Source organism: Microbacterium sp. 4-7, assembly GCF_014332665.1.
Taxonomy (GTDB): domain Bacteria; phylum Actinomycetota; class Actinomycetes; order Actinomycetales; family Microbacteriaceae; genus Microbacterium.
The window spans coordinates 125270-146096 of the sequence record NZ_MCRH01000007.1 but is presented as its reverse complement, the minus strand read 5'-3'; the positions used below and the strand labels follow the sequence as shown (position 1 = coordinate 146096).

General features: G+C 69.1%; 19 protein-coding genes. 9 read left to right on the top strand and 10 right to left on the bottom strand.

The features are described from left to right. Positions 1 to 85 precede the first annotated feature (85 nt). Genes BEP68_RS15295 through BEP68_RS15260 form a run of 8 tightly spaced genes read left to right on the top strand, consistent with a single transcriptional unit; the run spans position 86 to position 9056 of the window. Complete coding sequence (locus tag BEP68_RS15295) at positions 86 to 1600, top strand: ABC transporter ATP-binding protein (RefSeq protein ID WP_053097019.1); 1515 nt, start codon at positions 86 to 88, stop codon at positions 1598 to 1600. Next, positions 1597 to 2916 carry an ABC transporter permease gene (locus BEP68_RS15290; RefSeq protein WP_053097017.1) on the top strand — a complete coding sequence of 440 codons (1320 nt, stop codon included), beginning with the start codon at positions 1597 to 1599 and terminating at the stop codon, positions 2914 to 2916. The genes BEP68_RS15295 and BEP68_RS15290 overlap by 4 nt, the downstream gene beginning before the upstream one ends. Then, entirely contained in the window at positions 2913 to 4199 is a 1287-nt protein-coding gene (locus BEP68_RS15285; protein WP_187250497.1) for an ABC transporter permease, read from the top strand. The genes BEP68_RS15290 and BEP68_RS15285 overlap by 4 nt, the downstream gene beginning before the upstream one ends. A gap of 7 nt (positions 4200 to 4206) precedes the next feature. Further along, positions 4207 to 4605: a cytidine deaminase gene (locus tag BEP68_RS15280; RefSeq protein WP_042536471.1), complete on the top strand. Its 399-nt coding sequence runs from the start codon at positions 4207 to 4209 to the stop codon at positions 4603 to 4605. Further along, complete coding sequence (locus tag BEP68_RS15275; RefSeq protein ID WP_053097013.1) at positions 4602 to 5894, top strand: thymidine phosphorylase; 1293 nt, start codon at positions 4602 to 4604, stop codon at positions 5892 to 5894. The genes BEP68_RS15280 and BEP68_RS15275 overlap by 4 nt, the downstream gene beginning before the upstream one ends. Positions 5895 to 5946: 52 nt before the next feature. Then, entirely contained in the window at positions 5947 to 7062 is a 1116-nt protein-coding gene (locus BEP68_RS15270) for an adenosine deaminase (protein ID WP_187250496.1), read from the top strand. Between the two features lie 3 nt (positions 7063 to 7065). Next, a complete protein-coding gene (locus BEP68_RS15265; RefSeq protein WP_187250495.1) occupies positions 7066 to 8169 on the top strand; it encodes a polysaccharide deacetylase family protein in 1104 nt (367 codons plus the stop codon). 29 nt (positions 8170 to 8198) lie between these two features. Further along, a complete protein-coding gene (locus BEP68_RS15260; protein WP_187250494.1) occupies positions 8199 to 9056 on the top strand; it encodes a carbohydrate kinase family protein in 858 nt (285 codons plus the stop codon). 19 nt (positions 9057 to 9075) lie between these two features. On the opposite strand, the gene BEP68_RS15255 is transcribed toward BEP68_RS15260, so the two are convergent. From BEP68_RS15255 to BEP68_RS15220, 8 genes are all read right to left on the bottom strand, one after another. After that, a complete protein-coding gene (locus BEP68_RS15255; protein ID WP_082297854.1) occupies positions 9076 to 9825 on the bottom strand; it encodes an alpha/beta hydrolase in 750 nt (249 codons plus the stop codon). A 10-nt stretch (positions 9826 to 9835) separates the two neighbouring features. Then, complete coding sequence (locus BEP68_RS15250; protein WP_187250493.1) at positions 9836 to 11155, bottom strand: flavin-containing monooxygenase; 1320 nt, start codon at positions 11153 to 11155, stop codon at positions 9836 to 9838. Between the two features lie 85 nt (positions 11156 to 11240). Next, positions 11241 to 12398, bottom strand: coding sequence for a mannitol-1-phosphate 5-dehydrogenase (locus tag BEP68_RS15245; RefSeq protein WP_187250492.1), 1158 nt, complete (start codon positions 12396 to 12398; stop codon positions 11241 to 11243). Next, the gene (locus BEP68_RS15240; RefSeq protein WP_187250491.1) at positions 12398 to 12829 is read right to left on the bottom strand and encodes a PTS sugar transporter subunit IIA; all 432 of its coding nucleotides are present in this window, start codon (positions 12827 to 12829) and stop codon (positions 12398 to 12400) included. Before BEP68_RS15240 ends, BEP68_RS15245 begins: the two co-directional genes overlap by 1 nt. 67 nt (positions 12830 to 12896) lie before the next feature. Then, positions 12897 to 14531 (bottom strand): PTS mannitol transporter subunit IICB, encoded by a 1635-nt coding sequence (locus BEP68_RS15235; protein WP_053096997.1) that lies wholly within the window; start codon positions 14529 to 14531, stop codon positions 12897 to 12899. Then, positions 14528 to 16213, bottom strand: coding sequence for a phosphoenolpyruvate--protein phosphotransferase (gene ptsP / locus BEP68_RS15230; RefSeq protein WP_072591533.1), 1686 nt, complete (start codon positions 16211 to 16213; stop codon positions 14528 to 14530). The genes BEP68_RS15235 and ptsP overlap by 4 nt, the downstream gene beginning before the upstream one ends. Then, positions 16210 to 16491 carry an HPr family phosphocarrier protein gene (locus tag BEP68_RS15225; protein WP_053096995.1) on the bottom strand — a complete coding sequence of 94 codons (282 nt, stop codon included), beginning with the start codon at positions 16489 to 16491 and terminating at the stop codon, positions 16210 to 16212. The genes ptsP and BEP68_RS15225 overlap by 4 nt, the downstream gene beginning before the upstream one ends. Continuing rightward, positions 16488 to 16805, bottom strand: a complete 318-nt coding sequence (locus tag BEP68_RS15220) for a PTS sugar transporter subunit IIB (RefSeq protein ID WP_053096993.1) — start codon at positions 16803 to 16805, stop codon at positions 16488 to 16490. The genes BEP68_RS15225 and BEP68_RS15220 overlap by 4 nt, the downstream gene beginning before the upstream one ends. 165 nt (positions 16806 to 16970) lie before the next feature. Between BEP68_RS15220 and BEP68_RS15215 the strand changes: the two genes are divergently transcribed. After that, complete coding sequence (locus tag BEP68_RS15215) at positions 16971 to 18893, top strand: BglG family transcription antiterminator (RefSeq protein WP_187250490.1); 1923 nt, start codon at positions 16971 to 16973, stop codon at positions 18891 to 18893. 8 nt (positions 18894 to 18901) lie between these two features. On the opposite strand, the gene BEP68_RS15210 is transcribed toward BEP68_RS15215, so the two are convergent. Further along, on the bottom strand, positions 18902 to 19165 hold the full coding sequence (locus BEP68_RS15210) for an HPr family phosphocarrier protein (protein ID WP_082297852.1): 264 nt from the start codon (positions 19163 to 19165) through the stop codon (positions 18902 to 18904). Between the two features lie 5 nt (positions 19166 to 19170). Next, positions 19171 to 20805: a phospho-sugar mutase gene (locus tag BEP68_RS15205; protein WP_187250489.1), complete on the bottom strand. Its 1635-nt coding sequence runs from the start codon at positions 20803 to 20805 to the stop codon at positions 19171 to 19173. Positions 20806 to 20827 lie beyond the last annotated feature (22 nt).

Below are 20827 nucleotides of genomic sequence, written 5' to 3'. Positions count from 1 at the left end.
TCACGGTGCATCCGGGTGATCCCCGTGCGATGCGCCGGAGATTCTTCGGACTCCTCTGGATGACACTTCTGGATAAGGTGCAGATATGAAGCTCGAACTTCGCGGTATCACCAAGCGGTTCGGAACCCTGGTGGCCAACGACCACATCGACCTGGTGGTCGAACCGGGTCAGATCCATGCGCTGCTCGGTGAGAACGGCGCAGGCAAGTCCACCCTGATGAACGTGCTCTACGGCCTCTATCAGGCCGACGAGGGCGAGATCCTCCTGGACGACGTCGTCCAGCGGTTCCGAGGCCCCGGCGACGCCATGAACGCCGGCATCGGAATGGTGCACCAGCACTTCATGCTCGTCCCCGTCTTCACGGTCGCCGAGAACGTGATGCTCGGCCACGAGCAGACCAAGGGACTCGGCACCCTCGACATCACGAAGGCGCGTGAGCACGTCCGCGCCGTCGCCGCCCGCTTCGGCTTCGACATCGACCCCGACGCGATCGTGGGCGACCTGCCCGTCGGCGTGCAGCAGCGGGTCGAGATCATCAAGGCGCTCTCGCGCGACGCGAAGGTCCTGGTCTTCGACGAGCCCACCGCCGTGCTCACGCCGCAGGAGACCGACGAGCTGATGGGCATCATGCGTCAGCTCCGCGACGAGGGCACGGCCATCGTCTTCATCACCCACAAGCTCCGCGAGGTGCGCGAGGTCGCCGACACCATCACGATCGTCCGCCTCGGCAAGATCGTCGGCGAGGCGTCGCCGTCCGCGACCAACGCGGAGCTCGCCTCCCTCATGGTCGGACGCGCCGTCGAGCTGACGGTGCACAAGGATCCGCCGCGGCTCGGCGAAGGCGGCCTCGAGGTCTCGGGGCTCCGGGTGCTCACCGCCGCGGGAGCGATCGTCGTCGACGGCGTCGACTTCTCCGTGCGACCCGGCGAGGTGCTCGCCGTCGCCGGCGTGCAGGGCAACGGTCAGACCGAGCTGGTCGAGGCCATCGTCGGCCTCGCGGCGAGGGTCGAGGGATCGATCACCCTCGGCGGCGCGGAACTGGTCGGCAAGAGCGTGCGGGGCATCCTCGACGCCGGTGTCGGCTTCGTTCCGGAGGACCGCACGGAGGACGGGCTCGTGGCCGGGTTCTCGGTGGCGGAGAACCTGATCCTCGACCGCACGGGCGACGCCGACTTCAGCCGTGGTGGAACCATCCGCCGTGCCGCGCTCGACGACTTCGCCCGCGCGCGGATCAGCGAGTACGACATCCGGACCCAGGGACCGCACACGCCGGCCGGCACGCTCTCGGGCGGAAACCAGCAGAAGGTCGTGATCGCCCGCGAGATGAGTCGCGAGCTGAAGCTGCTCGTGGCTGCGCAGCCGACCCGCGGAGTCGATGTCGGCTCCATCGAGTTCATCCACAAGCGGATCATCGAGACCAGGGATGCGGGGATCCCCGTGGTCGTCGTCTCGACCGAGCTCGATGAGGTCGCGGCTCTCGCGGACCGCATCGCGGTCATGTACAGAGGCACCATCGTCGGGATCGTTCCCGGCGACACCCCGCGCGAAACGCTGGGACTGATGATGGCGGGCGCCGCCGAGGGAGAGGTGGCCGCATGAGCGGTATCACGCCACAGGGGAGTGGACCGGCGGGCGACGTGTCCGGTGACCAGCTCTCGCTGAACACGACCACGACGCAGCGCGACACGGGTGACGTCCCGCCGCCGCCGCGCGGCAACGTGATCCTCAAGGAGATGCTCCGCGGCAGCGCCGTCACGACGATCCTCGCGATCTTCCTCGCGCTGGTGGTCGGCGGCATCCTGATCGCCTTCACCAACGAAGACGTGATCGAGGCCTCCGGGTACTTCTTCTCGCGTCCGACCGACACGATCGCCGCCGCATGGAACGCCGTCTACAACGGCTATGAGGCGCTGTTCCGCGGAGCGATCTTCAACGCACGCGGTGCGGACTTCGCCGCTCAGATCCGTCCGCTGACCAACACTCTCGGCTTCGCGGCCCCGCTGATCGCCGCCGGTCTCGGTGTCGCCCTCGCGTTCCGCGTCGGTCTGTTCAACATCGGTGCCCGTGGCCAGATGCTGATCGGCGTCGCCGCGGCAGGACTCCTCACGTTCCAGCTCGACCTGCCGTTCTGGCTGCACATCCCCGTGACGCTGATCGCCGGCATCGCCGGTGGTGCGCTGTGGGGGGCGATCGCCGGTCTGCTGAAGGCACGCACGGGCGCCCACGAGGTCATCCTCACGATCATGCTCAACTATGTGGCGTACTACCTGCTGCTGTGGATGATCCGCACCCCCGGACTGCTCCAGAAGCCCGGAACGAACCAGGCGCTCGGCTATGCCACCCCTGAGAGCGCGCAGTTCCCCTCGCTCCTCGGCCCGCAGTTCCCTCTGCTCGACCTCGGATTCGTGATCGTCATCATCGCGACCCTGTTCGTCTGGTGGCTGATCGAGCGCTCCTCCCTCGGCATGCGGATGCGCGCCGTGGGCGAGAACCCGCACGCCGCGCGTGCGGCAGGCATCAGCGTCCAGCGCGTCTACGTCTACGCCATGCTCCTCGCCGGTGGTCTCGCCGGTCTCGCGGGCATGAACCAGGTGCAGGGCGCCGTCACGACCGGCATCACCGAGACGATCGACGCCGGCATCGGCTTCGACGCCATCACGGTCGCACTGCTCGGCCGCAGTCGCGCCTGGGGCACGTTCGCGGCCGGCATCCTGTTCGGCGCACTGAAGGCAGGCTCGTTCTCGATGCAGGCTCAGGACATCCCGGTCGACATCGTGCTCGTCGTGCAGTCGCTCGTCGTGCTGTTCATCGCAGCGCCGCCGCTGCTGCGCACGGTGTTCTTCCTTCCCAAGACCGACGCGGAGAAGGCGGCCAAGGCGAGAGCCAAAGCCGCGAAGAAGGCGGTGACCGCATGACCTCCCTCGTCCAGAGCGAAGCCGCCGACGGAACCGTGCAGCTCGCCACCGTGCGCGAGCGGCACCTGAAGGCGCCGATCGTCCTCGCCGCAGCCACGGTGCTGCTGGCGCTCCTCTTCCTGCTCGTGCCTCGCAGCGGCACCAGCAGCTTCCGGCTGAACGACCCGTCGTCGCCGTTCGCACTGCCCGATATCGCTCTGCCGACCGGGCCGACCAGCTGGGTCGTGATCGTGATCCTCGCGCTGCTGTCGGTGCTCGCGTTCCTTCGGGCGTGGTCGTATCGCAAGCCGTCGATCTGGCTGGTGATCGCGTTCAGCGTGCTCGCCGTCTTCGGGTTCCTCGTCTGGGCGGGCGCGGGTGGACTCGTGCCCGTCAGCAGCCTGCTCTTCGGAGCCGTCTCGCTCTCCGTCCCGCTCGTGTTCGGCGCGCTCGGCGGCGTCATCGGCGAGCGCGCGGGTGTGGTCAACGTCGCGATCGAGGGTCAGCTCCTGCTCGGAGCGTTCGCGGCCGCTCTGCTCTCGAGCGTCACGGGCAGCCCGTTCGTCGGACTCCTCGGAGCGATGCTGGGCGGCGTGCTCGTCGCCGCGGTGCTGGCCGCATTCGCGATCAAGTACCTCGTCGAGCAGGTCATCGTCGGTGTCGTGCTCAACGTGCTCGTCAGCGGCCTCACCGGATTCCTCTACGGCGCACTGCTCGCGCCGAACGAGGCCGCCCTCAACACGCCGGTGCGCTTCAGCCGCATCGAGATCCCGCTGCTGAGCGACATCCCCATCATCGGCCCGGTGCTCTTCAATCAGACCTTCATCGTGTACCTGATGTTCGTCACCGTCGCGATCGTCGCCTGGGGGCTCTACCGCACCAAGTGGGGACTCCGCGTCCGTGCGGTCGGCGAGCACCCGCAGGCCGCGGACACGGTCGGCATCAAGGTCAATGCGACCCGGTTCTGGAATGTGCTGCTCGCGGGCGCGATCGCCGGAATCGGTGGAGCGTACTTCACGCTGGTCTCGGTGCCGCAGTTCGGCAAGGACATGACCGCCGGCCTCGGCTTCATCGCCCTCGCCGCGGTGATCTTCGGCCGGTGGGATCCGATCCGCGCGACGCTCGCGGCGCTGCTGTTCGGCTTCGCCACGAACCTGCAGAACCTGCTGTCGATCCTCAAGACCCCCATCCCCGGCGAGTTCATGCTGATGCTCCCGTATGTCGTGACGCTGCTCGCGGTCGCCGGCTTCGCCGGTCAGATCCGCGGTCCGGCAGCCAGCGGCAAGCCGTACATCAAGTCCTAGGAGAGACATGACAGACATCGACTGGGACGAGCTCCGTCAGGTCGCGACCGACGCCATGACCAAGGCCTATGCGCCGTACTCCCGCTACCGCGTCGGAGCCGCCGCGCTCGTCGGCGACGGCCGCATCGTGGCCGGCTGCAACGTCGAGAACGCCTCGTACGGGGTGACGCTGTGCGCCGAGTGCGCGCTGGTGGGCGACCTGCACATGTCGGGCGGCGGCCAGCTGGTCGCCTTCGTGTGCGTCAACAACGACGGGCAGACCATCATGCCGTGCGGCCGTTGCCGTCAGCTGCTCTACGAACACGCGATGCCCGGAATGCTGCTGGAGACCGTCTCCGGCATCCGGACCATCGACGAAGTACTGCCGGACGCCTTCGGCCCCCGAGACCTGGAGGACGCCCGATGAGCGTTGAGCCCTTCGACGCCGTCGATGTGATCCGTGCCAAGCGCGACGGCGGTGCGGTGCCCGAGAAGGCGCTGCGCTGGATGGTCGACGCCTACACCCGCGGCTACGTCTCGGACGCACAGATGGCGTCGTTCGCGATGGCGATCTTCCAGCGCGGCATGGAGCGCGACGAGATCCGCGTGCTGACCGACGCGATGATCGCGTCGGGGGAGCGGATGAGCTTCGCGACCCTCGGCAAGAAGACGGTCGACAAGCACTCCACGGGCGGCGTCGGCGACAAGATCACTCTTCCGCTCGCTCCGCTCGTCGCGGTCTTCGGAGTGGCGGTCCCGCAGCTCTCCGGTCGCGGTCTCGGCCACACCGGCGGAACGCTCGACAAGCTCGAGTCGATCCCCGGCTGGCGCGCCGCGCTCAGCAACGAGGAGATGTTCGCCCAGATGCAGGGCGATGTGGGCGCCGTGATCTGCGCGGCAGGCTCAGGCCTCGCGCCCGCCGACAAGAAGCTCTACGCGCTGCGCGACGTCACCGGCACCGTCGAGGCGATCCCGCTGATCGCCTCGAGCATCATGTCGAAGAAGATCGCCGAGGGCACCGACGCTCTCGTGCTCGACGTGAAGTTCGGCTCCGGTGCGTTCATGCAGGACATCGACCGGGCACGCGAGCTCGCGCGCACCATGGTCGCACTCGGCACGGACTCCGGCGTCGCCACCACCGCCCTCCTCACGGACATGAACGTGCCGCTCGGTCGCGCGATCGGCAACGCGAACGAGGTTCGCGAGTCCGTCGAGGTGCTCGCCGGAGGAGGACCCGCCGACGTCCGCGAACTGACGATCGCCCTGGCGCGCGAGATGCTCTCGCTCGCAGGACAGCCGGATGCCGACGTGGAGGCCGCTCTCGACGACGGACGCGCGATGGACGGGTGGAAGGCCATGATCCGCGCTCAGGACGGCGACCCCGACGCACCGCTGCCCACGGCCCGCGAGACCCATGTGGTCACGGCTCCCCGCGACGGCGTGGTGTCGCAGATGGACGCGCTGCCGTTCGGCATCGCGGCGTGGCGTCTCGGTGCGGGGCGCGCGCGGGCTGAGGACCCGGTGATCTTCGAGGCCGGGATCGACCTGCACGCCAAGCCCGGTGATCGAGTAGCGGCCGGACAGCCCTTGTTCACGCTCTCGGCAGCCGACGAGGCTCGGTTCCCCCGCGCTCTCGAGGCGCTCGAGGGGTCCTGGGCGATCGGCGACGAGGCTCCGGCCGCAGGGCCGATCGTGCGGGAGCGCATCACGGCCTGATCCGCCGACCGCTAGCCTGAACAGAGCGAATCCGCGACCGAGAGGAATCCCCATGTCGATCGACGCGAACGGCGATGTCACCATCCAGGGGGCATCCCTGCGCAGCCTTCCCAAGGTGTCGCTGCACGACCATCTCGACGGCGCGGTGCGACCCTCGACGATCATCGAGCTGGCGGATGTCATCGGGCTCGAGGTTCCCGAATCGAAGCCGGCCGCTCTCGGCAGGTGGATCGCGAAGCAGGGCGACTCGGGCTCGCTGGTGGAGTACCTCAAGACCTTCGATCTGACCACGGCTGTGATGCAGACGCAGGAGGGCCTGACCCGTGTCGCTCGCGAGTTCGTGCAGGATCTCGCGCACGACGGCGTGATCTACGGCGAGGTGCGCTGGGCGCCCGAGCAGCATCTCACGCGTGGGCTCACCCTCGAGCAGACCGTCGAGGCTGTGCAGCAGGGGATCGAGGAGGGTGAGGACGCCGCTGATCGCGAGGGCCACAGCATCCGCGTCGGTCAGCTGATCACCGCCATGCGCCACACAGACCGCTCGCGCGAGATCGCCGAGCTCGCCGTCGGCTTCCGCGGACGCGGGGTCGTCGGCTTCGACATCGCCGGTCCCGAGGACGGATTCCCGGCGTCGAACCATCGCTCCGCCTTCGACTACCTCGCGGAGAACTTCTTCCCCGTGACCGTCCACGCGGGGGAGGCTGCCGGGCCGGACTCGATCCGCTCGGCGCTCATCGACGGGCGAGCGCTGCGACTCGGCCACGGCGTGCGCATCGCCGAGGACCTGCAGGTCATCACGCAGGAGGGCGACGAGGTGCAGGTCCAGTTCGGCGACCTCGCCCGCTGGGTGCGAGACCGAGAGATCCCGCTCGAGCTGTCCCCGTCGTCGAATCTGCAGACCGGCGCGATCGCGTCGTGGGGCAACACGCTCGCCGACCATCCCTTCGACCTGCTCTACCAGCTCGGCTTCGCCGTGACGGTCAACGTCGACAACCGCACCATGAGTGCGACCTCGCTCACCCGGGAGCTGTCGCTCCTGGTCGAGGCGTTCGAGTACGATCTCGACGATCTCGAGACCTTCCAGTTCAACGCGGCGGCCGGAGCCTTTCTGCCCGTCGAGGAGCGCGAGGAGCTTGTCGAGATGATCGCCGACGGATTCGACATCTAGATCATGGCTTCCGGGGGGAAGCGACGCCGTATCGGCGTCGCAGTGATCGTCAGCGCCGTCGTCATCGTCGTCGGCGGTGCAATCGCGGCCTTCTCATGGTCGACCCGAGTGCCCGAGGTGCTCGTGCCGCGAGCGGGCGGCGACGCCATCGAGCGTCCGCTGACACCCGCGCAGCAGCTCGTCGCGGATGCCGGCGACCCGCTCGCGTGCGCGGTGAGCTTCATCGGCGACGGTGCGCCGCAGGAACCGATGCTGCAGCGGCAGGATGCACTGTACGTGGCGCTTCCGATACCGGCGCAGGACGGTCGGGTGTTCGCCGGCTGGTACTCGACCGCAGCGGATGCCGCCGGGGGCACGGTCGCCGCGCGGATCAACGGAGCCGACCCCGTCGTGTGCGTCGATCAGCAGATCGAGCTCTTCGCGGCGTGGACGACTCCCGAGGCGAATGCCGCGGCGGACGTGCAGGTCCCGATCCTGATGTACCACCAGTTCACCTCGAACCCCGAGGGCGAGACCGGCTGGCTCCGCGGCAACTACGCGTACATCGGCGACTTCGAGGCGCAGATGAACCACATCGCGACGACGGGCTTCTACCTGCCGACCTGGGATGAGCTCAGCGCGTTCATCGACGGTCGACTGTCGCTGCCTGCTCGTTCGGTGATCATCACCGACGACGACGCCGACCAGAGTTGGTTCGACCTCGCGGTTCCGGTGATCGATGCGCACAGGCTGCTGTCGACCTCGTTCATGATCACCGCCGACCGCCAGGACCCCGCGCCGTCGATGTACGTCCTTCGCAGATCTCACACGCACGACATGCATCAGGCCGGCGACAACGGCAAGGGCCGGATGGTGAACTGGACGGCGGACGAGATCGCCGCCGATCTGAACGCATCCGCCGACGTGCTCGGGGCGCGCGAGGTGATCGCGTATCCGTTCGGTCACTTCGACGACACGTCGAAGCAGGGCGTCGCTCAGGCCGGGTTCGAGATGGCGCGGACCATCGAGCCCGGGTATGTCGAGATCGGCACGGACAAGCTCGCCCTGCCCGTCGTGCGGATCGACTACGGCATGGGGTTGGACTCGCTCATCAAGCGGATCGGCTGAACCGGGGTCTCGGACGGCAGGATGTACTCATGACCGCCACCGTCTTCATAGCCGGACCGGCATCGTGGAACTCGATCGTCGTGCTCGATCGATTGCCTGAGCCGGTGCCGCACATGCAGTTCGCCGAGGAGACCTGGGAGACCGTCGGCGGCACGAGCGCGGGGAAGGCCCTCACGCTCGCCTCGCTCGGGCGCTCCGCTCTGCTGTACGCCCTCACCGCGGCGGATGAACCGGGACACCGCGTGCGCGATGCGCTCGCACATGCCGGTGTGCGTGCGCGGTGGGGAACGGGCGACGCCACCGAGCGCCATCTGAACCTCATGACCCGCGAGGGCAAGCGAGTCTCGCTGTATCTCGCGTCCCCCTCGGCGACGGACGGGAGAGATGACTCAGCTCTGCACACCGCGATGAGCGGCGCTGAGGTGATCGTGCTCGACCTCGCAGCCGAGCCGCTGCGACTCCTCCCCGCGGCCGTCGCGACCGGGCGCCCGATCTGGGTCGACGTGCACGACTACGACGGCGAATCCGAGTTCCACCGTCCCTTCCTCGCTGCAGCGCAGGCCGTGTTCTGCAACGCCGACCGTCTGGCCGATCCGGTGCGCTTCCTCCGGTCATGCGTCGCTGGCGGCGCCTCGCTCGCCGTGTGCACCCTGGGCGCCGACGGGGCGGTCGCGATCGACGCAGACGGCACCGAACACCGTGTCGCAGCCGTGCCGGTCGATGTCGTCGACACCAATGGCGCGGGCGACGCGTTCCTGTCCGGCGTCCTCGATGCCCGGCTCTCGGGGGCCTGCGTTCCGGACGCCCTCGCTGCGGGCTCACGCGCGGCGGCATCCGTGCTGGGCACACGGCACCTGCATCCGCTGCTCGACCCCGTCATCGGCTGAGCGGAGCAGTCGACGCTGCTCAGCGCGCGGCGACGTCCGCCATGAAGGCATCGAGGATCTCAGAGACCTGTGCGTGCATCTCGTCGCTCGAGATCGTCGGCTCGCCGTCACCGGCCTGGGGCCCGTAGTCGCCGAACGACGCGTGCGACGCTCCCTCGATCTCGACCATCTCGGCGTCGGCCGGCAGGAGGTCACGAGCATCGGCGATCTTCTCGGGCGTCGACAGTCCGTCCTCGCTGCCCGAGATGCTGAGAACGGCGAGATCGGTGTCCGACACGTCCGTCGCGCAGTAGGAGCCGAACAGCACGAGTGCCTCGGCATCCGCGGCGAGCTGGCACGCGCGCACGCCGCCCAGCGAGTGTCCGCCGACCGCCCAGTCATCGATGTCGGGGGCCGCAGAGGTGAAGGAGTCGAGACCGCGCAGATCGAAGAACGCGAGGTTCAGCCACGGGCGGGTGATCACCACCGTGACGCCCTCTTCGGCGAGGCTCTGCAGGATCGGTGCGTACGCCCACGGATCGACCTTCGCACCGGGCACGAACACCAGGCCGAGGTCTGATTCGCCGTCGGCCGGGGTGAGCACGATCCCCTGCTCGGTGTCCTCGACATGGATGGCGGAGTTGTCCTCGACGCTGGCGAGCGGATCCTTCTCGGCCGACATGACGCCGATCTGGCTCCAGGCGAGTATTCCGACGATGCCGATCACGAGGACGCCGACGACTCCCCAGAGGATCACTTTCAGGACCCGACGACCACGCTTCTTCTGCACTCGCCCCACGTTACGGGGTGCGGATGTGAGCGAGCTCGGGGTGCGGCCGCTCGAGCGCCGACCGCTCGCGTCGCACCGCACCCCGATATGCGTCCTTGTTCACGTAGTAGGCCATGCGGTCGAGGCGCAGGTATCGGTAGCCGCCGGTCAGATCGGGCCACGGCTCGGAGGTCACCCGATCGCGGAATCGCACGGCCCGAGGCGGATCGTTCTCCGCCGCGTCCAGGTATGCGGCCAGCAGCTCCGCCTGCTCGTACCGCCCCTGCCAGCCGATGCCGGACGCCTCGATCATGCCCATCACGAAGAGACCGTTGAACGATGCGGGGAAGACGTGGAGGAACAGCCGTGGTGCCGCGCCGCTCCAGTGCAGGTGCTGTGGGTCGACGAACGGGTAGTCGAGCCGGTATCCGGTCGCGAGCAGGAGCAGATCGTAGTCGTCGGACGTCCCGTCCCGGAAGCGCACGGTCGTGCCGTCGAGGCGCTCCACATCGGGGCGGATACGCAGGTCCCCCTGCCCGAGGTGATTGAGGATCATCGTGTTGACGATCGGATGAGCCTCGTAGATGCGGTAGTCGGGCTTCGGGAAGCCGAAGCGCGCAGGGTCGCCGGTGAACGCCCGGAGCACCCGGCTGTCGACCGCCTGCTTGACGCGCGCGGGCAGGGGACGGCGCTGATTCACGGTGTCGCTCGGCCTGCCGAACAGATAGCGCGGGACGAAGTAATAGCCGCGGCGGACGCTCATGTCGACCGAGGAGGCGTGGTGCACGGCATCCACCGCGATGTCGCACCCCGAGTTCCCCGCCCCGATCAGCAGCACACGCCGGCCGGTGAGCTGTGCGGCCGACCTGTACTCGCTCGTGTGCATGAGCTCGCCGCTGAATTCTCCGGCGAAGGTCGGCACGTTCGGTTCGGCGAGCGTGCCGTTCGCGAGCACGACGCCGGCGTACCACCGGGTCTCTTCGCCGTCGGGCCCCGAGCTCGTGAGATCCCAGCCGTCGTCCCGCGGCTCGAGCCGCGTGACGGTCGTCTCGAACCGGAAGAGCCCGGTGAGACCGAAGTGCTCGGCATAGTCCTCGAAGTACTGTCGCAGCGTCCGATGGCCGGGGTAGTCGACGGTCGAACGCATGGGGTACTCGGCGAACTCGGTCGTCGTGCGCGACGAGATCAGATGCGCGGACTCGTACATCGTGCTGCGGGGGTTGTCGATGTCCCACAGGCCGCCCACGCCGGTCGAGGCCTCGTATCCGTCGATCCCGATACCGCGCTTCGTCAGCGCCCGAGCGGCGGCGAGGCCCGACGGACCTGCACCGATGACGGCGTATCTGTTCATGCTGCTCCCGCACCTCGCTGTGCTCGCCACTGCGCCCTCCGCCGATCGTATCGGCAGAGGGCGCAGAACACGGCGTGCGACGTCGTCAGGAGGCGTTCAGTGCTGTCTGACGGGAGACGACTGCGTCGCGGACCCCCGGGAACAGCGGATGCTCGGGGTCGAGCCCCGTTGCGGACGAGGTGAACGCCAGCGCATCCTCCGTGTGCAGGAGCTGCTGCAGCTCGACCGCCTGCTCGTCATCGGGATCCTCGAACTCGAGGGCTGCGGTGACCGCGCCGACCAGCGCGATCGTGGAGAGCCCTCTCTCGGCAGCCATCGCCGCCGGTCCGATGAAGCGCTCGTGTCGGGAGATCTTGCGCAACGGCTGACGGCCGACCCGCTGCACGGTGTCGACGAGCGCCGGATTGCGGAACCGCTCGAGGATCGTCGCTCGGTACGCGGCCAGTTCGGCCGGGTCGAGCCCGTGTTCGGCGACCAGCACCGCGGAGGTCTCCTCGAGAGCGGCCGAGACGCGTGCGACGATGTCGGGGTCGGCCAGGGCGTCGGAGATGCGCTCGATGCCGGCCCGTGCGCCGAAGTAGGCCGTGGCGGCGTGGCCGGTGTTCACCGTGAAGAGCTTGCGCTCGATGTACGGGGCGAGATCGTCGACGAAATGAGCGCCGGGAATGTTCGGCAGCGCGCCGCCGAAGGCCTGGGATTCGATCGCCCACTCGAAGTACGGCTCGACAGTGACGTCGACGCCGCCGTCTGCGGGCTGACCGGGGACGATGCGGTCGACGGCGGTGTTCGCGAACACCGCACGCGACAGCAGCTCCTCGGCGTCCGCGCCCGCCGCCTTCTCGATCTCCGCCCGGAGGGTGTCCGTCGCCCCGATCGCGTTCTCGCAGGCCATGACCTGCAGGGGAGCGGCTCCGGCAGGGCGCAGGGCGAGGCCCGCGACGATCGTGGGGGCGACGAAGCGCAGCACGGTCGGTCCGACCGCCGTCGTGACCACGTCGGCGGTCGCGACCTCGTCGGCCACGGCATCCGGATCGGTCCTGCTGTTGACCGCCCGGAAGCCGGTCACCACGTGGTCGGTGCCGCCGGGTCCGGCCTCGTGCACCGTGTACGAATCGACGGCGTTGATGGCGTCGACGAGAGCGTCGGCGACATCGGAGAACACGACCTCGTATCCGCCCTCGTGCAGGAGCAGCCCCACGAATCCGCGGCCGATGTTGCCCGCGCCGAAGTGCACGGCCTTCATCAGTCGTTCACCGTCGAGAGCAGGGCGTACAGCTCGTCGGGCGTCTGCGCCGCGTTGAGCTTCGCGACGTCGTCCTCATCGGAGAACAGGATCGCGATCTGCGAGAGGATCTCGAGGTGCTCGTCGCCACGGCCGGCGATGCCGACGACGAACGTCGCGGCCTCCCCGTCCCAGTCGACTCCGCCGTCGTAGCGGACGACAGACAGCGCGGATCCGAGGATCGCATCCTTGGCGTCGTTCGTGCCGTGCGGAATCGCCAGACCGTTGCCCATGTAGGTCGAGACCGTCTGCTCGCGCTGACGCATCGCGTCGACATAGGCGGGGGTGACGGCGCCTGCCGCGACGAGGATGTCGGTCGCCTCCTGGAGGGCTTCCTCCTGCGTGCTGCTTCCGGAGTGGATGCGGACCTGATCGAGGGTGAGAACGCTCATGGTGATTCCTTCCTTCTGAGTATGTGGAGGCGGGGCGGATGCCGCAGCACCCGCCCCGCCTGGTCTGTCACGCGTCGGTGTCGCGCTGTTCGCGCACCATCTCGACGACCTCTTCGTACTTCGGAGAGTTCATGAAGTTGTCGACGGACACATGCACCGAGTTCGGCGACTGCGCCTTCGCCCGGTCGGTCAGCTGCTGCTGGGTGATGACCAGGTCGGCGCTGCCGTCGAGGTTCGCGATGGCCTGGTTCGTGACGGTGACGCCCTCGACCCCCGCCTTCTTGAACTTGTTGCGCAGCACGCTCGCGCCCATGGCCGACGATCCCATTCCGGCGTCGCAGGCGAACACGATGTTCTCGATGCGACGGTCCGTGGCGACGCCCGTGCCAGCCGCAGCGGCTGCTCCGGCAGCTCCCGTACCCGACGAGGCGCGAAGGGCGTCCATCGCGGCGGACGACTTGCCCTTGTTCGCCTCGGTCTGTGCGATCGCGTCGCCGAAGCTGTCGCCTTCGGCCTCGAGGTCGCGCTTGCGGGAGGCCCGCAGGATGACGCCGGTGATGAGGAACGTGACGACCGCGGCGATGATCACCGAGAGGTAGACCACGAGCAGGTTCGGGACGCCGGGGCCGACGGCGGCCGCGGTCACGGCGATGATGCTGCCGGGGGCTGCCGGGAACGCCAGGCCGCCTCCGAGCACCATGTTGGTCGTGACACCGGCCGCGCCACCCGCGATCAGGGCGAGGATGGTGGTCGGCTTGCTCAGCGCGTACGGGAAGTAGATCTCGTGGATGCCGCCGAAGAACTGGATGATCGCCGCACCGGGCGCAGACGCCTTGGCCGCACCGACGCCGAAGAACGAGAACGCGAGCAGCAGACCGAGGCCCGGACCGGGGTTCGCCTCGATCAGGAAGAGGATCGACTTGCCGGTCTCGGCCGCCTGCTCGATGCCGAGCGGAGTGAACACGCCGTGGTTGATGGCGTTGTTCAGGAACAGCACCTTCGCGGGCTCCACGATGATCGACACGAGGGGCAGCAGGTTCAGCGCGACCAGCCAGTCGACGGCACCGCCGAGAACCGCGCTGATGCCGAGCATCACGGGACCGAAGGCGAAGAATCCCACGATCGCGAGGATCATGCCCAGGATGCCGGCCGAGAAGTTGTTCACCAGCATCTCGAAGCCGGGGCGGATCTTGCCGTCCCACATCCGGTCCATCTGCTTGGTGATCCAGGCCGCGAGCGGCCCCATGATCATCGCGCCGAGGAACATCGGGATGTTGGTGCCGACGATGACACCCATCGTCGCGATCGTCGCGACGACTCCACCGCGCTCGCCATAGACCATGCGGCCCGCGGTGTTGGCGATGAGGAGCGGCAGCAGGTACGTGACCATCGGTCCGACGAGGCCCACGTACGCGAAGATGTTGCCGTCGGCGCCTTCGGCCACCGCGGTCATGGCGCCCTGCCAGCCGACCACTGCGGAATCGCCGCCGCCGCCGATGGTCTCGGCGACACCGGCCCAGTGCCAGCCGAACGGGCTCTCGGACCCGAAGAATCCGGCCGGGATGAAGAGCATCGTGATGAATCCCCACGCGATGAACGCGGCGATGTTGGGCATGATCATGCCCGAGAGGAACGTGCCGAAGCGCTGCACGCCCGTTCGGAGGCCGCCTGCCTTCGTGGCGGCGGGTGACGTCGTCGTCATGATGTCGTCTCTTTCTGGTGAGGGGGGAGGGGTGCCGCGGCGTCAGCCACGGCGAGGCGAGCACCGGCGGCGTCGTCCGCCGCCAGTGCGAGTTCGGCGAAGTTGCGGGCTTCGTCGAGAGTGTGCTGCGACAGGGTGTGACGCACGTCCGCCAGGGCGGACGGCGCCATGGAGAGGCTCGTTGCGCCGAGCCCGACGAGCACGACGGCGAGCATCGGATCGGCGGCGGCCTCACCGCAGATCCCGACCGGCTTGCCGAGCCGGGCACCTGCCGTGCCGACCTCACGGATGAGACGGAGCACGGCGGGGTGCCACGGATCCTGGAACGCCGCGACGGAGCCGAGCAGACGGTCGGCGGCCATCGTGTACTGCGTGAGGTCGTTCGTGCCGATCGAGGCGAAGTCGGCGTGCGCGAGGATCCGGTCGGCGAGCAGCGCACTGGACGGGATCTCGACCATGACACCGGCGGTCTTCAGGCCGTACTCCCGGGCGAGCGAGGTGAAGTACTGCGTCTCCTCGACGGTCGCCACCATCGGCGCCATGACCCAGAGGTCCGCCTCGGTCGCGGCATCCGCTTCGGCGAGGGCCGTCAGCTGCTCGCGCAGGATGTCCTCGCTCGCCCGCAGAGCACGCAGCCCCCGCAGGCCCAGGGCCGGGTTCTCCTCGTGCGCGTCGTTGAGGAACGCCAGCGGCTTGTCGGCGCCGGCATCCAGCATCCTCACGACGACCTTCTTGCCGGGGAAGGCCGCGAGCAGCTCCCGATAGGACTCTCGCTGCTGCTGCACCGTCGGCGCCTGCGCCGACGACAGGAACAGGAACTCGGTGCGGAACAGCCCGACGCCCTCGGCCCCGCGTTCGACGGCATCGGATGCGTCTGCAGGCTTCCCCAGGTTCGCCAGCAGCGGGATCGGCGTGCCGTCGGCGAGGGCGCCGGGAGTGAGTGGTGCGGCATCCGCCGAGCGGCGGGCGGCGGCGCGCTGCTCGGCGCGCGCCTTCTCGTCGTCGGTCGGATCGACGGTGACGATTCCGGCTGCGGCGTCGACGATGACCGGGCTGCCGGTCGCGAGCTCCGAGGCTGATGCCGCTCCGACGATCGCGACGATGCCCTTCTCGCGGGCGAGGATCGCGGTGTGCGAGGTGGGTCCGCCGTCGAAGGTGACGAGGGCGAGCACCTGATCGAGGTTCAGCAGCGCGGTGTCGGCCGGGGCGAGGTCGCGAGCGACGAGGACGAAGGGATGCCCGGGGTCGGGGACCCCTGGCGCATCCACGCCGCGAAGTCGGGCGAGCACCCGCTGCGCGATGTCGTCGAGATCGGCGGCGCGCTCGCCGAGGTAGCCCCCGACGGCCTCGAGCGTCGCCCGGAAACCGGCGAACGCGTCATGCACGGCCCATTCGGCCGTCGCGCCGTCGTCGATGCGTGCGTCGACCTCGTCCTGCAGCGTCGGGTCCTCGGCGATCATCGCCTGCGCCTCGAGCACCTCCTGGGCCGAGCCGCCGGCGGCCTCGCCGCGGGCCGTCAGCTCCTGTGCGACGGCCGTCACGGCCTCGCGGACACGTGTGCGCTCCGTGTCGGCTCCCTGACCGCTGGGGGTGTTCTCCGGGGCGGGCAGCGCCTCGGTCATCCGGACGACGACGCCCTGGGCGACTCCGAGACCGATGCCGACTCCACGCAGTTCGCTCATACTCCGGCGTCCTGATCATGGTCGGTCGTGAGCAGCTCGGTGAGCGTGTCGAGCACGCCTTCCGCGCTGTCGCCGTCGGCCGTCAGCGTGACGTAGTCGCCGTGCTCGATCGCCAGTGCGATCACGCCGAGGATGCTGGCCGCGTTGACCGCCTTCCCCGAGTCCTTCGCGATGGTCACGGGAATCCCCGAGTCCTTCGCCGCCTGTGCGAACAGCTTCGCCGGACGGGCGTGGAGTCCATGGGATGAGCCGATGCGGACGGTGCGAGAGACGGTCATGATGTTCCTTTCGGGGTGTTCCTGGCGCTGGAGACGATCGACTGTGCGAGTGCCAGCGTGCGGGTGCCGTCCCGATCGGCGAAGACGTCGTCGGGGAGCACGGCCACCTGAGCGGGCGCCGCCTGGCGGATCGCCTCGAGGCGATCGGCGAGATGAGGGCCGATGAGGATGAGGTCGTGGTCGCTGCCGGCGACGGACTGCTCCATGCCGGCTGCGGCGTCCCAGTCGAGGCCGGCTTCGGAAGCCGCCCGGCGGAGTCGTTGCGCGACGAACGTGCTCGACGCGCCAGCGCCGCACACCACGAGGATCTTCATCGATGCTCACCTTTCCTGAGAACAGTCTGGGAACAAGGGGGGTGTGCTCGCCAACAGGTTCCTTTCCGCCCCTGCGGAACCTCGGTTTCGGAGCACCGCCCCCCGCTTGCTGACATCATGGAAGTCACGTCAGGACAGTGCGGTCGGCACGGAGGAGGGAGCATCATGTCGCGACAGCGTCAGGATCAGCTCCTGTCGTCCCTGCTCCGTCAGGGCGAGTGGGTGACGGCCGCCAGTCTCGCCGATCAGCTCGGGGTCACCCCGCGCAGCATCCGCTCGTACGTCGCCGCGCTGAACGCGAGAACCGGTGGAGCGGACGCCGTCGAGTCGGGCCCGGCGGGATACCGCGCCGGGTCGGGGGCTCGCGACGCACTGCGCGCGCGGCAGAGCGGCGACTCCGCCCCGCGTGACCGACTGCACGGTCTCGTACGCACCCTGCTCGATGTGCCGGACGGGGTCGACGTCTTCGCCACGGCCAGTGCGCTCCATGTGAGCGAAGCCACTCTCGAGGCGGACCTCGCCCGCGTCCGCACACTGCTCGACGGCACCGATCTCGCACTCGAGAGAGACCGCGAGATCGTGCGACTGCGAGGCAACGAGGCGGCACAGCGTCGTCTGCTGTCGCGACTCGCACATGACGAGATGGATGCCGCGTCGTTCCACCCCGAGACGTTCCGCCGAGCGCTCGCCGGAGGAGTCATCGCCGCCGACGCCGTCGGGCCGTTCAAGTCCGAGCTCGTGCGCGAACTTGGAGAACAGGGCTACTACGTCAACGAGCTCGCGATCTCCGATGTTCTTCTGCACATCGCGATCGCCGCCGAGAGGGTTGCGGCCGGCCACGCGCTCGAAGCCGGTCCTGCCGGTGCGCGGGAGGAGATCCCGCGGGTCGGGGCTGTGATCGCCCGGCTCGCCCAGCAGCACTTCTCGGTCGCGCTGGGCGACGGGGACAGCGGGCATCTCGCGTCCCTCGTCCTCACGCGCATCGTGGCTCCGGGGGAGGACGCTGCGGGCGATGTCGCCCGCAGCGGCGTGGACCCGGGTGTCGAGGCGGCCGTGCGTGCGGAGATCGCGAGGGCGGCGGAGGATTTCCAAGTCGACCTGGTCGACGAGACCTTCGTGCTGCGCCTCGCCCTGCACGTGCAGAACCTGATGCGTCGCGCCGAGGAGAGCGCGCTGACCCGCAATCCGCTCACCCGCTCGCTCAAGACCTCGTATCCGATGATCTTCGAGGTCGCGGTCTCGATCGCCAGCGGACTGCACGATCGCCTCGGCACGCCGATCCACGACGACGAGATCGCCTACATCGCGATGCACGTCGGCGGACGACTCGAGCGCAGCCGCAAGGCCGAGTCGATCCTCACCGCGACCATCGTGTGCCCCGGGTATTACGAGCTGCACGAGCTGCTCCGATCGAGCGTCGACCGCTCGCTCGGGTCCGCGATCGAGGTGACCAGCGTCATCACCAAGGTCGACCCGGACTGGGCGTCGTTCGACACCGACCTGGTGCTCAGCACGATCGAGCCGGGCGCTGCCGGCGATCGCTTCGTCCGCATCCAGCCGTTCCTCACGGATGCCGATGTCGACCGGATCCAGCAGGCCGCGGCACGCGTCCGGCGGGGCCGACGCCTCACCAGGCTCCGTGGCGAGCTCGCACGATACTTCGATGCCGACGCCTTCGTCTATCCGCTGCCCGATGCGGGGGAGGAGGCGATCATCCGGCGACTGGGCGGTCTCCTCGTGGATGCGGGGCTGATCGGCGACGACTACGTCGAGAACACCATCCTCCGCGAACGGATGTCGTCGACGGCGTTCACAGACGCGCTCGCGGTGCCGCACGCGCTCCAGATGACCGCCACGCGCACCGCGATCGCGATCGGCGTGACGGACGGGTCGGCAGCGTGGGGTGAGGGCCGCGTGCAGGTGGTCGCTCTCGCCGCCTTCAGCGAGAGCGACCGCGCCGCGTTCCAGACGGTGTTCGAGCAGCTCGTCGAGGTGTTCAGCGAACGGGAGAGCGTGCAGCGAATCCTCCGCCGGGGCACCACCTTCGAGGCGTTCCTCGACGAGCTCGTCGCCGTCATCGACGGGTGACGGCCGGGTCAGCCCTGAGGGTCGAGGACGCCGGCGAGGGTGTCGAGCACGGCGTCGGCGCCGGCCGAGTCCGCCGTCTCGAGCACCACGGCATCGCCGGGCGCGAGCGCGAGGTCCATCAGCGCGAGAACGCTGCTGAGGTCCACGACCGCGCCCGACGACGTCCGCAGGGTCACCGCGTGCGAATGCGCCTGCACGAGCCGCACGAGCTCGGCGACGGGGCGCGCGTGCACCCCGTTGTGCGCGCTGATCACGACATGTCTTCTCGGCATGCGGCCTACGAGCGTTCTTCCAGGAGCAGGCGCACCGCGGCCTCGAGCTCGGCGACGGTCGCGGTGGCGCGCTCTGCGGAGTCCGCGGCCGCGTCGATGTAGACCTTGAGCTTCGGCTCGGTGCCGCTCGGACGGACGATGATGCGCGAGCCGTCCGTGAGCCGATACCGCAGCACGTCGCCCGAGGGCTGCCCTGCGTCGGCGTGCAGCAGATCCTCCGCGGAGGCGATCGCGTGGCTGCCGAAGTGCGTCGGCGGCAGCGTGCGCAGCGAGAGCATCACGGTGCCGATGACCGAGAGGTCCTGCACGCGGACCGACACCTGACCGCTGGCGAAGTGACCGTACGTGTCACCGAGCTCGGACAGCAGGTCGGCGAGAGAGCGTCCGCGCTCGTGCGCCTCGGCGGCGAGTCCGAGGATCGCGACGGTCGCCGAGATGCCGTCCTTGTCGCGCACGGTCTCGGGATTCACGAGGTAGCCGAGTGCCTCCTCGAAGCCGAAGACGATGCCGGGGGCGCGGGAGATCCATTTGAAGCCCGTGAGCGTCTCGTGGAAGTCGAGCCCGTGATGGGCGGCGACGGCGCCGAGGCCGGGCGATGAGACCAGGGAGCACGCGAGCGATGCACCCGGCGTGCCCTCGGCGGCCCTGGCGGCGCGAGCGCCCAGGAGGAGCCCGACCTCGTTGCCGGTGAGTCGCCGCCATCCGCCCTCCGACGACGCATCCGGGATCGCCACGGCGAGTCGGTCGGCATCCGGATCATTGGCGATGATGAAGTCCGCCTGCACGCGGCGGGCCCGGGCGAAGGACAGGTCCATCGCCCCCGGCTCCTCCGGGTTGGGGAACGACACGGTGCGGAACGTCGCGTCGGGTTCGAGCTGCTCTCCGACGACCATCGGCTGAGGGTATCCGGCGGCCGCGACGATCTTCGACAGCGTCTCCCAGCCGACCCCGTGCATAGCGGTGTAGACCCAGCGCAGATCGGACGCGCCGGCTGGTGCGGGAGCGACCGCCGCTGTCGCGGCGACGTACGCGTCGACCACGGCTTCGCCGGCCGTCTCATAGTCGGTGGAGCGAGGCGACGACGTGACGTCGTCCGCATCGGCGACCCGCTGGATGTGCGCGGCGATCTCGGCATCGGCGGGTGCGACGATCTGCGAGCCCTGATCGGCGCCGCCCAGATAGACCTTGTATCCGTTGTCGTTCGGCGGGTTGTGCGACGCGGTCACCATGACACCGGCATCCGCGCCCAGGTGACGCACCGCGAACGCGAGCACGGGCGTGGGCAGCAGTCTCGGCAGCAGGATCGCGCGCAGCCCTGCTCCGGCGAACAGCTCGGCGGAGTCGGTCGCGAACACGCGGGAGTTGCGGCGTCCGTCATAGCCGATCACCACGGTCGGCGTGCGGCCGTGCGACTTCTCGCGCAGGTACGAGGCGAACCCGGCGGCCGCCTGCGCGACGAGCACGCGGTTCATGCGGTTGCTGCCGGCCCCCAGGGCTCCGCGGAGACCGGCGGTGCCGAACGCGAGTCGGGTGCTGAAGCGATCATCGAGGTCGGCGGCGGCCGACTCGTCGCCATCGGCTGCCCGCGTGATGACCACGGCCAGCTCGTCGCGGGTCTCGTGATCGGGGTCCTGTCTCATCCACGCGCGCGCCTGCGCGAGA

Bases quoted from the DNA above. Each gene is read 5' to 3' on its own strand.
- BEP68_RS15245 (WP_187250492.1), bottom strand. From the start codon at position 12,398: ATGAAGGCCGTGCACTTCGGCGCGGGCAACATCGGCCGCGGATTCGTG.
- ptsP (WP_072591533.1), bottom strand. From the start codon at position 16,213: ATGAGCGAACTGCGTGGAGTCGGCATCGGTCTCGGAGTCGCCCAGGGC.
- BEP68_RS15270 (WP_187250496.1), top strand. From the start codon at position 5,947: ATGTCGATCGACGCGAACGGCGATGTCACCATCCAGGGGGCATCCCTG.
- BEP68_RS15290 (WP_053097017.1), top strand. From the start codon at position 1,597: ATGAGCGGTATCACGCCACAGGGGAGTGGACCGGCGGGCGACGTGTCC.
- BEP68_RS15205 (WP_187250489.1), bottom strand. From the start codon at position 20,805: ATGAGACAGGACCCCGATCACGAGACCCGCGACGAGCTGGCCGTGGTC.
- BEP68_RS15250 (WP_187250493.1), bottom strand. From the start codon at position 11,155: ATGAACAGATACGCCGTCATCGGTGCAGGTCCGTCGGGCCTCGCCGCC.
- BEP68_RS15260 (WP_187250494.1), top strand. From the start codon at position 8,199: ATGACCGCCACCGTCTTCATAGCCGGACCGGCATCGTGGAACTCGATC.
- BEP68_RS15275 (WP_053097013.1), top strand. From the start codon at position 4,602: ATGAGCGTTGAGCCCTTCGACGCCGTCGATGTGATCCGTGCCAAGCGC.
- BEP68_RS15225 (WP_053096995.1), bottom strand. From the start codon at position 16,491: ATGACCGTCTCTCGCACCGTCCGCATCGGCTCATCCCATGGACTCCAC.
- BEP68_RS15215 (WP_187250490.1), top strand. From the start codon at position 16,971: ATGTCGCGACAGCGTCAGGATCAGCTCCTGTCGTCCCTGCTCCGTCAG.
- BEP68_RS15285 (WP_187250497.1), top strand. From the start codon at position 2,913: ATGACCTCCCTCGTCCAGAGCGAAGCCGCCGACGGAACCGTGCAGCTC.
- BEP68_RS15210 (WP_082297852.1), bottom strand. From the start codon at position 19,165: ATGCCGAGAAGACATGTCGTGATCAGCGCGCACAACGGGGTGCACGCG.
- BEP68_RS15280 (WP_042536471.1), top strand. From the start codon at position 4,207: ATGACAGACATCGACTGGGACGAGCTCCGTCAGGTCGCGACCGACGCC.
- BEP68_RS15220 (WP_053096993.1), bottom strand. From the start codon at position 16,805: ATGAAGATCCTCGTGGTGTGCGGCGCTGGCGCGTCGAGCACGTTCGTC.
- BEP68_RS15235 (WP_053096997.1), bottom strand. From the start codon at position 14,531: ATGACGACGACGTCACCCGCCGCCACGAAGGCAGGCGGCCTCCGAACG.
- BEP68_RS15240 (WP_187250491.1), bottom strand. From the start codon at position 12,829: ATGAGCGTTCTCACCCTCGATCAGGTCCGCATCCACTCCGGAAGCAGC.
- BEP68_RS15295 (WP_053097019.1), top strand. From the start codon at position 86: ATGAAGCTCGAACTTCGCGGTATCACCAAGCGGTTCGGAACCCTGGTG.
- BEP68_RS15265 (WP_187250495.1), top strand. From the start codon at position 7,066: ATGGCTTCCGGGGGGAAGCGACGCCGTATCGGCGTCGCAGTGATCGTC.